This window comes from Streptomyces sp. NPDC025618 (assembly GCF_055558795.1).
Window position 1 is genome coordinate 123,961 of record NZ_JBVHLW010000006.1, and the last position, 15,374, is coordinate 139,334.

Annotated in this window: 11 protein-coding genes; 3 read left to right on the top strand and 8 right to left on the bottom strand. The window is 71.7% G+C overall.

What is annotated here, in order from left to right; all coding sequences use genetic code 11:
* Positions 1-118: 118 nt before the first annotated feature.
* The 3 genes from ACZ4A5_RS08665 to ACZ4A5_RS08675 all read right to left on the bottom strand — a co-directional run bounded on the left by ACZ4A5_RS08665 (position 119) and on the right by ACZ4A5_RS08675 (position 4,510).
* The gene (locus tag ACZ4A5_RS08665) at positions 119-316 is read right to left on the bottom strand and encodes an acyl-CoA carboxylase subunit epsilon (protein WP_361526061.1); all 198 of its coding nucleotides are present in this window, start codon (positions 314-316) and stop codon (positions 119-121) included.
* A gap of 12 nt (positions 317-328) precedes the next feature.
* Positions 329-1,912 (bottom strand): acyl-CoA carboxylase subunit beta, encoded by a 1,584-nt coding sequence (locus tag ACZ4A5_RS08670; RefSeq protein ID WP_467579986.1) that lies wholly within the window; start codon positions 1,910-1,912, stop codon positions 329-331.
* Positions 1,913-2,131: 219 nt separating this feature from the next.
* Positions 2,132-4,510 carry a polysaccharide lyase 8 family protein gene (locus ACZ4A5_RS08675; protein WP_467579989.1) on the bottom strand — a complete coding sequence of 793 codons (2,379 nt, stop codon included), beginning with the start codon at positions 4,508-4,510 and terminating at the stop codon, positions 2,132-2,134.
* Positions 4,511-4,985: 475 nt separating this feature from the next.
* Here ACZ4A5_RS08675 and ACZ4A5_RS08680 point away from each other — a divergent pair, with 475 nt between their 5' ends.
* Positions 4,986-5,630 (top strand): YceI family protein, encoded by a 645-nt coding sequence (locus ACZ4A5_RS08680; RefSeq protein ID WP_467579992.1) that lies wholly within the window; start codon positions 4,986-4,988, stop codon positions 5,628-5,630.
* A gap of 12 nt (positions 5,631-5,642) precedes the next feature.
* On the opposite strand, the gene ACZ4A5_RS08685 is transcribed toward ACZ4A5_RS08680, so the two are convergent.
* Positions 5,643-7,208 carry an FAD-dependent monooxygenase gene (locus ACZ4A5_RS08685; protein ID WP_467579994.1) on the bottom strand — a complete coding sequence of 522 codons (1,566 nt, stop codon included), beginning with the start codon at positions 7,206-7,208 and terminating at the stop codon, positions 5,643-5,645.
* 105 nt (positions 7,209-7,313) lie between these two features.
* Between ACZ4A5_RS08685 and ACZ4A5_RS08690 the strand changes: the two genes are divergently transcribed.
* Positions 7,314-7,946, top strand: a complete 633-nt coding sequence (locus tag ACZ4A5_RS08690) for a TetR/AcrR family transcriptional regulator (RefSeq protein ID WP_467579997.1) — start codon at positions 7,314-7,316, stop codon at positions 7,944-7,946.
* A 207-nt stretch (positions 7,947-8,153) separates the two neighbouring features.
* Here the strand turns inward: ACZ4A5_RS08690 and cimA are convergent, their stop codons facing one another.
* The 4 genes from cimA to ACZ4A5_RS08710 form a co-directional block, all read right to left on the bottom strand.
* The gene (gene cimA / locus ACZ4A5_RS08695; RefSeq protein WP_467580000.1) at positions 8,154-9,752 is read right to left on the bottom strand and encodes a citramalate synthase; all 1,599 of its coding nucleotides are present in this window, start codon (positions 9,750-9,752) and stop codon (positions 8,154-8,156) included.
* Positions 9,753-10,032: 280 nt separating this feature from the next.
* Positions 10,033-11,349, bottom strand: a complete 1,317-nt coding sequence (locus tag ACZ4A5_RS08700; protein WP_467580003.1) for an MFS transporter — start codon at positions 11,347-11,349, stop codon at positions 10,033-10,035.
* Positions 11,350-11,467: 118 nt separating this feature from the next.
* Positions 11,468-12,556 carry a branched-chain amino acid aminotransferase gene (locus ACZ4A5_RS08705; protein WP_467580006.1) on the bottom strand — a complete coding sequence of 363 codons (1,089 nt, stop codon included), beginning with the start codon at positions 12,554-12,556 and terminating at the stop codon, positions 11,468-11,470.
* Positions 12,557-12,750: 194 nt separating this feature from the next.
* Positions 12,751-13,794, bottom strand: coding sequence for a 3-isopropylmalate dehydrogenase (locus tag ACZ4A5_RS08710; protein ID WP_467580008.1), 1,044 nt, complete (start codon positions 13,792-13,794; stop codon positions 12,751-12,753).
* 130 nt (positions 13,795-13,924) lie between these two features.
* On the opposite strand from ACZ4A5_RS08710, the gene ACZ4A5_RS08715 reads away from it, so the two are divergent.
* Positions 13,925-15,374: purple acid phosphatase family protein (locus ACZ4A5_RS08715; RefSeq protein WP_467580010.1), on the top strand; the 1,450-nt coding region annotated here is incomplete at its 3' end.

Here is a 15,374-nt window from a genome sequence, read left to right on the forward strand (position 1 = left end):
ACACCCCCTCCCCCTCCCTCTCCGCCCCCTCCCCCCCCTCTCCCCCCCCCCCACCCCCCCCCCCACCCCTTCCCCCCCCCCCCCCCCCCCCCCCCCCCCCCCGCTTGGGCGGTGGGTGTCAGCCCTGCCAGCTGTGCGGCGCCCGGAAGCCGGGCGTGCGCTCCAGGCGGCGCCACCCGGCGGCCGTGCGGCGGGGCCGCGCGGGGGCCGCGTCGGTGCCGAACGCAGCCGCACGGGCGAGCAGGACGGCGGTGACCGCGGCCACTTCCTCCGCGTCGGCCGTGCCCTTCTCGACGCGTACGAGCGTGTTCTCCATGCTGTGACTCCCTTACTGGGGCGGGTTGCCGTGCTTGCGGGAGGGCAGGTCGGCGTGCTTCGAGGCGAGCATCGCCAGCGACCTGATGAGGACCGACCGGGTCTCGACCGGGTCGATCACGTCGTCCACCAGCCCGCGCTCGGCGGCGTAGTACGGGTGCATGAGCTCGGCCTTGTACTCCTTGACCATCCGCGCCCGCATCGCCTCGGGGTCGTCCGCCTCGGCGATCTGCTTGCGGAAGATCACGTTGGCCGCGCCCTCGGCGCCCATGACGGCGATCTCGTTCGTCGGCCAGGCGTAGGTGAGGTCGGCGCCGATGGACTGGGAGTCCATGACGATGTACGCGCCGCCGTACGCCTTGCGCAGGATCACCGAGATCCGCGGCACCGTGGCGTTGCAGTACGCGTACAGCAGCTTGGCGCCGTGCCGGATGATTCCACCGTGCTCCTGGTCGACGCCGGGGAGAAAGCCCGGTACGTCCAGAAGAGTGATGATCGGGATGTTGAAGGCGTCGCACATCTGGATGAAACGGGCGGCCTTCTCGCTCGCCTCGATGTCCAGCACGCCGGCGAGGGACTGCGGCTGGTTGGCCACGATGCCGACGACCTGGCCGTCCAGCCGGGACAGCGCGCAGATGATGTTGGTGGCCCAGCGCTCGTGGACCTCGAGGTACTCGCCGTCGTCGACGATCTCCTCGATGACCTTGCGCATGTCGTACGGGCGGTTGCCGTCGGCCGGGACCAGGTCGAGGAGGGCCTCGCCGACGCGGTCGGCCGGGTCCTCGCTCGCCACGCGGGGCGGGTTCTCGCGGTTGTTCTGCGGCAGCAGCGACAGGAGGTAGCGCACCTCCTCGAGGCACGTCTCCTCGTCGTCGTAGGCGAAGTGGGCCACGCCGGAGGTCTCGGCGTGCACGTCCGCGCCGCCCAGGCCGTTCTGGCTGATCTCCTCGCCGGTGACGGCGCGCACGACGTCGGGGCCGGTGATGAACATCTGCGAGGTCTCGCGGACCATGAAGACGAAGTCCGTGAGGGCCGGGCTGTAGGCCGCGCCACCGGCGCAGGGGCCGAGCATCACGCTGATCTGCGGGATGACACCGGAGGCCCGGGTGTTGCGCTGGAAGATCCCGCCGTAGCCGGCGAGCGCCGAGACGCCCTCCTGGATGCGGGCTCCGGCGCCGTCGTTCAGGGACACCAGGGGCGCCCCGGCCGCGATGGCCTTGTCCATAATCTTGTGGATCTTGGTGGCGTGCGCCTCGCCGAGCGCGCCGCCGAAGATCCGGAAGTCGTGGGCGTAGACGAAGACCGTACGGCCGTGGACGGTGCCCCAGCCGGTGATCACACCGTCGGTGTAAGGCTTCTTGCTCTCCAGTCCGAACCCCGAAGCCCGGTGCCGCCGCAGCGGCTCCACCTCGGAGAACGACCCCTCGTCCAGGAGCAGGTCGATCCGCTCCCGGGCCGTCAGCTTCCCCTTGGCCTTCTGGGCCTGGGTCGCCCGCTCGCTCGGACCACGCCGAACCTGCTCGCGGATGGCGTGCAGCTCGGCGACGCGCCCACGGACGTCACTCGCCTCTACGGGCGCACCTTCGAGATTGCTCATGCATAGACGGTACGCGGCGGGACAGCCGGAAACTCATGTCGGTTCCATACAACGTCCTGTGCGATTTGGTGGGCAGGCGTCACAGAAGCGCACAGGGGCCGAGGTCCGCCCCACCCCCGATAGGGGGTACCCATTGTGAATACCTCACAAAAGACGGCGCCAGGAGCCGTAGGCTGGGCAACTTGACGGCCCTCCGGGGCCGGGGCGCCGCCCCCATGATCACGCCAGGGCGACCGTACATCGGTGGGCGGCGCAGGCCGTTCCCGGGGTGACCCTGATCCGCAGCGTGTCACCCGTGGCCAGCACCCGCACCGAGGGGTCGTGGGCGGTGACCCCGCGCACCGGGCGGTGCCAGGTGAGGTCGACGGGGGCGCCCGTGCGCGGCGGCTCGGCGAGGTGGAGCGTCGCGGTGCGCCCGCGCGCCGTGGGTGTCTCTCTGACGAGCACGGCCGCGGGGGCCGTGACGGCGAGGGCCCCGGCCGCGCCGGTGGCGCCCGCCGCCCAGAAGTTGGCGGCGGTGAGGCCGAGCGAGGGGACGCGAATCGCCTGGCAGGCCGGGGAGTTGGCGAGCACGGTGAGCCAGTGGGGGTCCGCGGCCCGCGCCGCCACGGCCCGCGGTCCGGCGCCGGGCAGCAGGAGATACACGTAGGAGGCACCGGCCGGGTCGGTGCCGTGGGGGCGGAGCAGGGTGAGATAGCGGCGGGTCAGACGGTCGGGGCTGCCACCGGAGTTGATGTCGCGCCAGGCCCCCGAGCGGGCTTCGCACAAGGCGTCCAGGGGCGCGCCGCCGGGGAAGACGTAGCCACCGTGGCCCGCGAGGTGGGCCCAGTGGGCGCGGCCGTAGGACCGCGCCCAGCCGACGCCGGCGCCCTGCGGTGCGCCGTCGACGGTCAGGGCCGGCTCCCCGCGCTCCCCCAGGGCGCGGTTGTCGACGACCGTTTCCACGGGGGTGCCGTCGCGGGCGGTGATGCCCGCGCCGAGGCAGACGACCGTATCGGCCGCGCAGAACCAGGACTTACGGGCCTCCAGGGTGGAGGCGAGCCCCTTGAGGTGCTGTCCGACGGCGGCGAACTCCCCGTCGGTGACGCCGCCCACCCAGCGCACGGCGGGCCTGGGCGCGCCCCAGCCGCCGCCCTCGTTGTCGGCGAGCCGCTTGGCGGAGACGGTCGTGCCGGGCAGCCGGTACGGGTCGACGGTGGGCCAGAAGGCGTCCGTGTACTGCCCGTCGCCGCCCGGCGCCGCCCACCAGGAGAGCATTCCGGCGCCGGTGTGCCAGCCGCGGGGGTTCTCGCCGTTGCCGTTCTCGTAGTGGGTGATGCGGTCGGAGGCCATGGCGATGTTGACGGTCCAGCCGGGGCGGCGGTGCACGGCCCGGTCCATGGCGGCGAACAGCCGGTGCCCGACGGGCTCGGGCGCCGCCGGGCCCGGGGCGTCGAGCGCGGCCGCGACGCGGGCGAGGTCGGCGACGCCGAACTGCGGATCGGCCCGCAGGCCGGTACCGCGGTCCGCCCACCCCTTGATCAGCGCGTACCACCGGTCGCGGTCGGCCGGGGGCGCGCCGCTCGCCAGCAGGGCGATGGCGGCGATCACCGCGTGGCCGCGCTGCCGGTCGCTCTGCGGCAGCCCGCGGGGGTCGGCGCGCTGCACGCCCCGGCTTATGGCACGGCCGGAGACGCTGTCCATCATCAGGCCGTTGTGGATCAGGGGCGCGTAGGCGTTCTCGACGCTGTCGTGGATGTGCCGCGCGGCCGGGTCCGTGACCTCCCAGGGCGATCCCCGCAGCAGGGCGAAGAGCCGCCCGAGCCCGTCGAGGAGGACCTGGCCGTAGGTGCCGGAGTAGGCGACCCAGGTGTGCTGGACGAAGGAGCCGTCGGCGTAGAGACCGTCCCCTCGGGTCACATAGGGGAAGACGGGCGAGAGGGCGTCGCGGGCGAGGGCGGTCCTGCCGGGGGCCGCGCCGAGGATGCCGCGCAGGACGACGACGCGGCACAGGTCGACGCGGTTGGCCCCGGTGCTGGTGCCGGAGTAGTGACCGAGCTCGGAGTCGGGGACGAAGTGGCCGACCGCGTCCAGGATTCCGGCGCGCCGCCCGGGACCGGCCTCGTCGTGCAGGAGCGTCAAGGTGTCGAGGAGCAGCCGCGGGCTGCCGATCTGCCACTCCCACCAGTTGCCGTACCGCGTGGTGCCCGGGTTGTAGACGCGCTCACGCATGTGGTCGAGGCCGGCGAGGACATCGGCGGCGAGGCCGGCGTCCCCTGTGAGCCCCGTGCCCGGCTGGGCGTACGCCTGGGCCATGACGTGCAGCCGGGCGAAGCTCTGGGTGATCCCGCTCGGCGGGTCGAAGGGGGCGTCGGGCCAGAGCGAGCCGGGCGCGGGTCTCATGCCCGCGCGGTGGGCGCGGGCGAGCTCCCCCGTGCCGCGCAGGACGCCGGCGTAGGGCTCGGCGGTGGCGTCGAACCCGGTGCCGAGCATGATCTCGCGCCACCGCCGCCGCAGCGCCGGGAAGTCCTCACCCGGCCCGGCGGAGGCGAAGCCGAGCGCACCGGCGGCGGAGGCGGCGAGGAAACCACGACGGGTCCAGGCGGGGGCGGTCGGCACGACGGGATCCTTCCGACGGGGGGCGGTGGCGGGGACGACGGGACGGATACGGCGATGGGGACGGGGATGGGCGGCAGGGACGGGATATGACGCGAGAAGCGGTGGCACGGACGCGGTGACGCGGACGCGGTGACGCGGATGGGGTGACGCGGACCGTGGCGACGCGGACGCCGCGCGGGGCGACGGCACCCCGGGGTACGCGCGGCCGGACGAGCGGGGCGAGCGGGCAGGAGCGAGGCGCGGCAGAGGCAGGGCAGGGGCAGGGCAGGGGCGCGAGAGCCGTGGGGCGGGTGGAGAGGGCACACCGTGGCACGCCCCGGCAGGGCTCACAAGGGACACGACCGCACCGGAACGGAACGCGCGAGGAAATCACTCCGGAAAATCACCCCCACCAGATGTTGAAACTTGAACCAGATCGCGCTAACGTCATTCTCGTTGAACCTTCAACAACAACCTCTCTCCCCCAGGAGCAGTCATGGCCCTCTTCGCCCGCAAGCGCGGCACCACCGCAGCCACCGCCACCCTCGACGCCCCCGCCGCCTCGGCCACCGCCCTCGCCGTGGACCCCGCGCTGGCCGCCCTGACCGGCGAATACACCGTCGACCCGACCCACAGCAGCATCGGCTTCACGGTCCGGCACGCCATGGTCACCAACGTCAAGGGCTCGTTCACCGAGCACGAGGGGACCCTGCGCCTCGACGGCTCCGACCCCTCCCGCTCCACCGCCTCCCTCGACGTGCGGATCGAGAGCGTGGACACCGGCATGAAGGACCGCGACGCCCACCTGCGCGGCGCCGACTTCTTCGACGCCGAGCGCTTCCCGCTGATGACCTTCCGCTCCACCACCGCCCAGCGGCTCGGCGGCGACCGCTACCGCATCACCGGCGACCTCACCATCAAGGACGTCACCCGCCCGCTCTCCATCGACCTGGAGTTCAACGGCTCGGCCACCGACGTCTACGGCAACGAGCGGGTCGGCTTCGAGGGCAGCGCCGAGATCCTGCGCTCCGACTGGGGCCTGACCTGGAACGCCGCCCTGGAGACCGGTGGCGTGATGGTCAGCGACAAGGTGAAGCTGACCTTCGACATCTCCGCCGTCAAGTCCGCTCCCCTGGCCTGACCCCATGCGGTGTCAGCGGCCGAGGCGCTCCAGACGGTCGACGACCTCAGCGCCTCGGTCCACCGCCGCCGTCCACGCGATGTGGTTGTCGGGCCGCACCAGCACCAGGCCGCCCGCCCCTCCTTCCCCCGGCCCGCCCCCGGCCGGCTCCTCCCGCCCCCTCATGCCGTACGCCCGCCACGCGTGCCCCTCGGGATCCACCAGCCTCTCCCCGCCCCCGTCGATACCCCCGTCGATCAGACAGGCGCGGACCAGATCGCCGCAGGCGGCCGACGCCCTCGCGAGCGCCTCGGCACTGCCCGGACCGAAGCCCAGCAGGGTGAACCGGGAGCCCGCGAAGACCTCGAAGAGCCTGACCGGCCGGCCGGTCCCGGCGTCGCGGCACGGCGCGTCCGGCGCCCGCTCCCCCGCCGCCCGCCCGCCCCACGCCAGCGAGCTCCAGCCGTAGCCGACGCCCAGCGTGGTCAGATCCCGGCTGAACCCCGCCTCCGTGCCGACCCCCGCCGTCCGCATCCCCTCCATGACGGCCCGCAGCCGCTCGTTGGTGGTCTTCAAGGTCCAGGCGGCCACCGGCAGCCGCTCCTCCTCGTAGGTCTCCAGCAGCCCCTCGCCCGCCAGGCCGCGCGCGACGAGGGCGAGCTTCCAGCCGAGGTTGTAGCCGTCCTGGATGCCGGTGTTCATGCCGAGGCCGCCGGCTATCGAGTGGATATGGGCCGCGTCGCCCGCGAGGAAGACGCGGCCGGCCCGGAAGCGCTCCGCCATCCGGACATTGACGCGATAGGTGGAGAGCCAGCCCGGGTTGGTCAGCCGCAGCCCGGGTATCCGTGCGTGGCGGTCGAGCTGACGCTGGAAGACCTCCAGCGACGGCTCCTCGTACCGCCCGTCGGCGTCACGCTCCGGCGAGCTCTGGAGCTGCCAGCGCGCGGTGCCGGGCAGGGGGCAGAGCAGGACGGCGCCGTCCTCGTCGATCCACTGGTGCCAGCACCCGCGGTCCAGGCCGCCCTCCACCTCGACATCCCCGACCAGGGCCAGCTCCGGCGCGGTCTCCCCGTCGAAGGACAGCCCGAGCGCCTTGCGGACCATGCCGCGGGCGCCGTCGCAGCCCACGAGATACGCGGCCCGGACGCGCCGCCCGTCGGCCAGCGCGGCCGTCACCCCGGACTCGTCCTGCGTGAACTCGGCCACCTCGGCGCCCAGTTCGACCCGGACCCCGTATGACGCGAGCTTCGCCCTGAGGATCTCCTCGGTCCGCCACTGAGGTATCCACAGCCCCGTCGCGTACGGCACGTCGGGCGTGGGGGCCGCGCCCTCCTGGGGCGTGTGGTCGGCGATCAGGGCACCGCCCCGGTATTTGCGGAGGGTCAGGCGGGGGTTGCCCGCGGCCGTGAACTCCTCTCCCATGCCGAGGTCCGCGAGCACTTCACGGCTGCGCTGGTTGAGCCCCTTGCCGCGCGAACCACCGTGGAATTCCGGCGACTTGTCGACGATCCGCACCGGGACCCCGGCGCGGGCGAGTGTGCAGGCCAGCGTCAGGCCCGTCGGCCCGGCGCCCACGATCAGCACTGCGGTGGTGGTCATGCGGTGTCCCTCCGTCGTTCGGTGCCTCCATGAAAGCCCTCGCGAGAAGAAAACACAACCGAGTAACAAACGAATCCAAGTAACACGACCTGATAGAGTGAACCCGTGACTGACGAGACCGGACTGCGGGAACGCAAGAAGCAGCGCACACGGCAGGCGCTGTCCGAGACGGCGATCGAGCTCTTCCTCGCGCGCGGCTTCGACCAGGTGTCGGTCGCGGACGTGGCGGCCGCGGTGGAGGTCTCCAAGCCGACGCTCTTCCGCTATTTCCCGGCCAAGGAAGACCTCGTCCTGCACCGCATCGCCGATCACCAGGGCGAAGCCGCACGTGTGGTGCGCGAGCGGCCGGCCGGACGGTCGCCCCTGGCCGCGCTGCGCACGCACTTCCACGACCGCCTCGACGCCCACGACCCGGTCACGGGCCTCTGCGACCACCCCGCCGTGCTGGCCTTCCACGACATGGTCTTCACGACGCCGAGCCTGGTGGCACGGCTGGTGCGGTACGCGGAGCGGGACGAGGAGGAGCTGGCCTCGGTGCTCGCCGAATCCGGCGGTGGCGAGCTCACGGCTCGGCTGGCGGCGGCGCAGATCGTGGCGGTGCAGCAGCGGTTGGCCCGGGTGAACTGGGGGCGGGTGAACGGGGGGTTGAGCGCGGCTGAGGCGCTGCCTCTCGCGCGTGCGGATGCGGATGTGGCTTACGGGTTGCTGGAGGGCGGGGTGGGGGCTGTCTACGGCTGAGGTGGGCGGGGTGTGTTCCCCAGCCCCGCCCCTTCCCGAAGCTGGAGGCACGCCCGCGGCCCCCACACCTCTGCGCGCCCCGGAACCGGGGCTCCGCACCAGACCCCGCAACACGGCTGCGCCGCGTTGTCCTCAAACGCCGGACAGGCTGGGGACGGGCTGGGGGCGGGTGCCCGGACCGGGCCCCTGAATCAGCCGCCCCCTCCCCTACTCCTGCGGTTCCACCCCCGCCCTTCGCAAGCCGTACGCGTAGGCGTCGTCCAGCGCCTGCCACGAGGCCGCGATGACGTTCTCCGCCACGCCCACCGTCGACCACTCGCCGCTCTCGTCGCTCGTCGAGACCAGGACCCGCGTGATGGAGCCCGTGCCCAGACTGCCTTCCAGGATGCGGACCTTGTAGTCGGTGAGCTTCAGGGCGGCCAGCTGGGGATAGATGCGCTCCAGGGCCACGCGCAGGGCCCGGTCCAGGGCGTTGACCGGGCCGTTTCCCTCGGCGGTGGCGACGATGCGCTCGCCCTTGGCCCACAGTTTCACGGTCGCCTCGTTGGCGTGCGTGCCGTCGGGGCGGTCCTCCACGATTGCGCGCCAGGACTCCACCCGGTAGTAGCGCCGCGCCCGCCCCTCCGTCTCCTGGCGCAACAGCAACTCGAAGGAGGCGTCGGCCGCCTCATAGGTGTAGCCCGCCAGCTCGCGCTCCTTGACGCGCTCGACGACGCGGCCGATCAGCTCGCGGTCGTCGCCCAGGTCGATGCCCAGTTCCTTGCCCTTGAGCTCGATGGAGGCGCGGCCGGCCATGTCGGAGACCAGCATCCGCATGGTGTTGCCGACGCGCTCCGGGTCGATGTGCTGGTAGAGGTCCGGGTCGACCTTGATCGCGGAGGCGTGCAGCCCGGCCTTGTGCGCGAAGGCGGAGACGCCGACGTAGGGCTGGTGGGTGGAGGGCGTGAGGTTGACGACCTCGGCGATGGCGTGCGAGATGCGGGTCATCTCGGCGAGCGAGCCCTCCGGCAGCACCTTGCGGCCGTACTTGAGCTCCAGGGCGGCGACGACGGGGAAGAGGTTGGAGTTGCCGACGCGCTCGCCGTAGCCGTTGGCCGTGCACTGCACGTGCGTGGCGCCCGCGTCCACGGCGGCCAGGGTGTTGGCGACCGCGCAGCCCGTGTCGTCCTGCGCGTGGATGCCGAGCCGCGCCCCGGTGTCGGCGGCCACGGTGCGCACGACGGCCTCGACCTGCGCGGGCAGCATCCCGCCGTTGGTGTCGCAGAGGACGGCCACGTCGGCGCCCGCCTCGTGCGCGGTGCGCACGACCTGCGTCGCGTAGCGGGAGTTGGCGCGGTAGCCGTCGAAGAAGTGCTCGCAGTCGACGAAGACCCGCCGGCCGCGCGCCCGGAGATAGGAGACGGTGTCGCGCACCATCGCGAGGTTCTCCTCCAGCGTGGTGCGCAGCGCGAGTTCGACGTGACGGTCGTGGGACTTGGCGACCAGCGTGATGACGGGGGCGCCCGAGGCGAGGAGCGCCGCGACCTGCGGGTCGTCCTCCGCGCGGACGCCCGCCTTGCGGGTGGCGCCGAAGGCGACGAGCTGCGCGTGCTTGAAGTCGATCTCCTCCTGGGCCCGCTGGAAGAACTCGGTGTCCCGGGGGTTCGCGCCCGGCCAGCCGCCCTCGATGAAGCCGACGCCGAAGTCGTCCAGGTGCCGGGCGATGGTCAGCTTGTCCGCGACGGTGAGGTTGATGCCTTCGCGCTGCGCGCCGTCACGCAAGGTGGTGTCGAAGACGTGGAAGCTGTCGTCGGTTGCGTCCGTCATGCTGCTCTGGCTCCTGTCGGATCTCGGTCTACCGGACTGACCGGTTCCACCGTCCCCTCATGGTCGCGCGCCCTCGCCTCCGGCGGAGGTGGTGCCGGGAAACGAAAAGACCTCTCGCGGGTGCGAGAGGTCTGCGCGCGGGTCTGGGACGACGGTGGCCGCGCCGTACGTCGTGGGTACGGCGGGGTCACTGCGGACCGGCGCGCTCACTGCCCATAATCATGGCGAGGTTGAGCACGGGGCCATCTTGGCACGAGGCCCGTCGCGGTGCGGTCCGGTCTCACGATGCGGTCACCTCGGGCGCCCGGGTCACCTCCTGGTGCCGCTTCCCCTTCAGGTCGATGTCCCGCGTCTCCCGCATCGTCAGATAGACGATCAGGGAGACGGCGGCGCAGCCCGCCACGTACCAGTAGAAGCCCGATTCCACGCCCGCGTTCTTGAACCACAGGGCCACGTACTCCGCCGTGCCACCGAAGAGGGCGTTGGCGACGGCGTAGGGCAGGGCGACGCCCAGGGAGCGGATGGCGGTCGGGAAGAGCTCGGCCTTCACACACGCGTTGATCGATGTGTAGCCGGTGACGACGACCAGGGCGAGCAGCGACAGGCCGAGCGCGGGCCAGAAGGAGCCCGCGTGCTTGAGCATGGTCATGATCGGCACGGTCAGGAGGGTGGAGCCCACCGCGAAGGTGATCAGCAGCGGGCGGCGGCCGATGCGGTCCGAGAGCGCCCCGGCCAGCGGCTGGAGGCAGGCGAAGACGATCAGCGCGCAGAAGCTGACCAGGGTCGCGGTCTGCTTGGACAGACCGGCGCTGTTGGACAGGTATTTGGTGAGGTAGGTGGTGTACGTGTAGTACGCGACCGTGCCGCCCATGGTGAGCGCGACGACCAGCAGCGCCTCCCGCCTGTGCCGCAGCAGCGCGCGGATGGTGCCGCGTTCCTCCCGCTCCGCGGCGTCCGCGTCGCCGATCTCCTCGTACGCCTCCGTCTCCAGCATGTTGCGCCGGAGATAGAAGATGACGGCGGCGCCGAGCGCGCCGATCACGAACGGGATGCGCCAGCCCCAGCTGTGCAGTTCGCCGTTGGAGAGGGTGTGCTGGAGGAGGATCTGGAGGGCGAGGCCGAGGATCTGGCCCGCGGTCATCGAGACGTACTGGAAGCTGGAGGCGAAGCCGCGGCGGCCCGGCGCGGACGCCTCGGTGAGATAGGTGGCGCTGGCCGCGTACTCGCCGCCGACGGAGAGGCCCTGGAGCAGCCGCGCGATCAGCAGGACGGCGACTCCGCCGTAGCCCGCGACCCCGTAGGTGGGGGCCACGGCGATCAGCACGGCGGACGCCGACATCAGCGAGACGGTCAGGGTGAGCGCCGCCTTGCGGCCCTTGCGGTCACCGACCCGGCCGAGCAGCCAGCCGCCGACCGGCCGCATGAAGAAGCCGACCGCGAAGATGCCCGCGGTGTTCATGAGCTTGGCGGTGTCGTTGCCCGCGGGGAAGAAGGCTCCCGCGAAGTAGGTCGCGAAGCTCGCGTAGACGAACCAGTCGAACCATTCGACCATGTTGCCGGCCGAGCCGACCCAGATCTTCTTCCAGTGCTGTCCCATGGTCGATCACGGTGGCGGAACAGCAGGGTTTCGGACAAGGGTCCGAGCGACAACGATCATGCGTACTTGCGTGCGTTGTGATCACCACGCACGCAAGTACGCGACTGCCACAGCGGTCTCAGCCGCCGAGCGGGTGCATCCAGCCGTGGGTGTCCGGGGTGACGCCGGTCTGGATGTCGAGGAGCGCCTTGCGGAGCTTCATGGTGACCTCGCCGGGCTTGCCGTCGGCCACCGTCCAGTCGGCACGCGTGGACTTGACCGAGCCGACCGGGGTGATCACGGCGGCGGTGCCGCAGGCGAAGACCTCGGTGAGGGTGCCGTCGGCGTTGCCGTTCTTCCAGTCGTCGACGGAGATGCGGCCCTCGGTGACCTCGTAGCCGAGGTCGGCGGCGATCGTCATCAGCGAGGCGCGGGTGATGCCCGGCAGGAGGGAGCCGCTGAGCTCCGGGGTGACGATCTTGTCCCCGTACACGAAGTACAGGTTCATGCCGCCCATCTCCTCGATCCAGCGGCGCTCGATGGCGTCCAGCCAGACCACCTGGTCGCAGCCCTTCTCGGCGGCCTGGGCCTGGGCGACGAGGGAGGCGGCGTAGTTGCCGCCGGCCTTCGCGGCGCCCGTGCCGCCGGGAGCGGCGCGCACGTACTCCTCGCAGAGCCACACCGAGACGGGCTTGACGCCGCCGGGGAAGTAGGCGCCGGCGGGCGAGGCGATCACGACGAAGAGGTATTCGTTGGACGGGCGGACGCCCAGCCCGATCTCCGTGGCGAACATGAAGGGACGGAGGTAGAGGGAAGCCTCGCCGGAGCTCGGCACCCACGCCTTGTCCTGGGTGACGAGCGCGTCGCACGCCTCGATGAAGGTCTGGACGGGCAGCTCGGGCATGGCCAGGCGGCGCGCGGACGCCTGGAGGCGCTTGGCGTTCTCCTCCGGGCGGAAGATGGCGACCGAACCGTCGGGCTGGCGGTACGCCTTGGCGCCCTCGAAGATCGTCTGCGCGTAGTGCAGCGTCATGTTGGCGGGGTCGATCGACAGCGGGGCGTAGGGAACGAGCTGGGCGTCGTGCCAGCCGCGCCCCTCGGTCCACTTGATGGTCACCATGTGGTCGGTGAAGTGGCGGCCGAAACCGGGGGCGGCCAGGATCCGTTCCCGCTCGGCGTCCGACAGCGGGTGCGAGGAGGGCTTGAGCTCGATCGTGGGCGTCGTCATGAATCCGTGTCCTTCACCTTTGTGTGTGGCGGACCGCGAACTCACTCCGCCCCGTTCGGTACGGGACCTCCGAGATTCCCCTCGTACCGCGGCCCCACGTTCGATTATCGCTCGTGGGGCCGTGGACGGAAAATGTGTTGCGCGGCCCGGGGTCGATGGTCGCACCCAACCGCGCGGTAGCACAGCAGGTGGGACTAGCCGGCGGCTACTCGCAGCGCGAGCGCGTCGCCGATCTGGTCCGTGGTGCGGAACGCGCTCCCGCGCTCCGCGAGGTCCTCGCTCACCGCGGTCTCGATGCGCGCGGCCTCGCTCTCGTGGCCGAGGTGGCGCAGCAGCAGGGCCACGGAGAGGACGGTGGCCGTCGGGTCGGCCTTGCCGGTGCCCGCGATGTCCGGCGCGGAGCCGTGGACCGGCTCGAACATCGACGGGAAGGCGCCGCCGGGGTTGATGTTGCCGGAGGCGGCGAGGCCGATGCCACCGGTGACGGCGGCCGCGAGGTCGGTGAGGATGTCACCGAAGAGGTTGTCGGTGACGATCACGTCGAAGCGCTCGGGCTGGGTGACGAAGAAGATCGTCGCGGCGTCGACGTGCAGATAGTCGGTGGTGACGTCGGGGTACTCCTGGCCGACCCGGTCGAAGACGCTCTTCCAGAGGTGGCCGGCGTACACGAGGACGTTGTTCTTGTGCACGAGGGTGAGCTTCTTGCGCGGCCGCGACCTGGCCCGCTCGTAGGCGTCGCGCACCACGCGCTCCACGCCGTACGCGGTGTTGACGCTGACCTCGGTGGCCACCTCGGCGGGGGTGCCGGTGCGCAGGCTGCCGCCGTTGCCGGTGTACGGGCCCTCGGTGCCCTCGCGGACGACGACGAAGTCGATCCCGGGGCGGCCGGCGAGCGGGGTGGCCGTGCCGGGGAAGAGCTTCGACGGGCGCAGGTTCACGTAGTGGTCGAAGGCGAAGCGCAGCTTGAGCAGCAGCCCGCGCTCCAGCACCCCGGAGGGGACGGACGGGTCGCCGATCGCGCCGAGCAGGATCGCGTCGTGCCGCTTGAGGGACTCCAGCTCGGCGTCCGGCAGGGTCTCGCCGGTGGCGTGCCAGCGGCGGGCACCGAGGTCGTATTCCTCGGTCTCCAGCTTGACGTCCGAAGGGAGCACGGCACCAAGGACCTTGAGGCCCTGGGAGACGACTTCCCGGCCGATTCCGTCACCGGGGATGACTGCGAGGCGAAGGCTGCGAGACATGACCGGACCGTACTCCGCTGTCCCGCTGGATGACACACCGCGTCCACCATACGGACACATTGCGATCCGTATAGGTCGCGTTCATGCAAAGTCCTCATTCAAGTCGCCGATCCCTGGCACGTTCTGCGTCATGGACACACCACGGGTAGGCATCCCCCAACAGCTCGCGAACCGCATGACGATGGCCGAGCAGCACGAGTATCTGCGGACCAAGCTGACGCGGCGCGGCATGCTCCGCGCCGGAGCCCTGACGGCGGGCACCGTCGCGGGCGCGGGCCTGCTGGGCGGCGGCGGTACGAGCGCGTTCGCCGCGGCACCGGCCACGCTCTCCCCCACCCTGCTCACCTCGGCCGCGACCACCAAGGTGGACGGCAAGCACGTGGCGCCCTTCGGCCGCCACCTCGCCTTCGGCGCCGACCCCAAGACGCAGATGCGGATCTCCTGGCAGGTGCCGTTCGCCGTCCGGAGACCGTTCGTGCGGGTGGGCCTGAAGCCCTGGGACCTCAGCCACCGCATCGACGCGGAGGTGCGGGACCTGCACACCCCGTCGCTGTCCAAGAAGCTCCCGGCCGTCGACCAGGTCTATCTGCACGCGGCCCTGGACAACCTGCGCCCCGGCCGGACGTACTACTACGGCGTCGGCCACGACGGCTTCGACCCGGCCGACCCCACGCACTTCTCGACCATAGGCACCTTCACCACCGCTCCCGCGCGCGCGGAGAAGTTCGTCTTCACCGCCTTCGGCGACCAGGGCGTCAGCTACCACGCCCTCGCCAACGACCAGTTGATCCTGGGCCAGAACCCGGCCTTCCACCTGCACGCCGGCGACATCTGCTACGCCGACGACAGCGGCGAGGGCAAGCCGACCGACGTCTACGACGCCCGCCAGTGGGACCAGTTCCTCGCCCAGACCGAGTCGGTGGCCAAGAGCGTGCCGTGGATGGTGGCCACCGGCAACCACGACATGGAGGCCTGGTACTCGCCCAACGGCTACGGCGGCCAGAACGCCCGCTGGACGCTGCCGGGCAACGGCATCGACCCGAAGAACTCGCCCGGCGTCTACTCCTTCGTCTACGGCAACGTCGGCGTCGTCTCGCTCGACGCCAACGACGTCTCGTACGAGATCACCGCCAACACCGGCTACACCAGCGGCAAGCAGACCCGATGGCTCGACCGGCGCCTGGGCGAGCTGCGCAAGCAGCGGGGCGTCGACTTCATCGTGATCTTCTTCCACCACTGCGCCTTCTCGACCACCAACGGTCACGCCTCGGACGGCGGCGTGCGCGACGCGTGGCTGCCGCTCTTCGAGAAGCACAAGGTCGACCTCGTCATCAACGGCCACAACCACGTCTACGAGCGGACCGACGCGATCCGGGGCACCGAGGTCGGCAAGAAGCTCCCGATCGGGGAGACCGCCGACTCCACCCGTGACGGCATCGTCTACGTCACCGCGGGCGGGGGGGGGGGGGGGGGGGGGGGGGGGGGGGGGGGGGGGGGGGGGGGGGGGGGGGGGGGGGGGGGGGAGGGGGGGGGGGGGGGGAGGGGGCGGGGGGGGGGGGGGGGGGGAGAGGACAGATCGC

Excerpts from the sequence above, each read along its gene's own strand:
- ACZ4A5_RS08665 (WP_361526061.1), bottom strand. The coding sequence starts at position 316 with ATGGAGAACACGCTCGTACGCGTCGAGAAGGGCACGGCCGACGCGGAG.
- ACZ4A5_RS08670 (WP_467579986.1), bottom strand. The coding sequence starts at position 1,912 with ATGAGCAATCTCGAAGGTGCGCCCGTAGAGGCGAGTGACGTCCGTGGG.
- ACZ4A5_RS08680 (WP_467579992.1), top strand. The coding sequence starts at position 4,986 with ATGGCCCTCTTCGCCCGCAAGCGCGGCACCACCGCAGCCACCGCCACC.
- ACZ4A5_RS08685 (WP_467579994.1), bottom strand. The coding sequence starts at position 7,208 with ATGACCACCACCGCAGTGCTGATCGTGGGCGCCGGGCCGACGGGCCTG.
- cimA (WP_467580000.1), bottom strand. The coding sequence starts at position 9,752 with ATGACGGACGCAACCGACGACAGCTTCCACGTCTTCGACACCACCTTG.
- ACZ4A5_RS08700 (WP_467580003.1), bottom strand. The coding sequence starts at position 11,349 with ATGGGACAGCACTGGAAGAAGATCTGGGTCGGCTCGGCCGGCAACATG.
- ACZ4A5_RS08705 (WP_467580006.1), bottom strand. The coding sequence starts at position 12,556 with ATGACGACGCCCACGATCGAGCTCAAGCCCTCCTCGCACCCGCTGTCG.
- ACZ4A5_RS08710 (WP_467580008.1), bottom strand. The coding sequence starts at position 13,794 with ATGTCTCGCAGCCTTCGCCTCGCAGTCATCCCCGGTGACGGAATCGGC.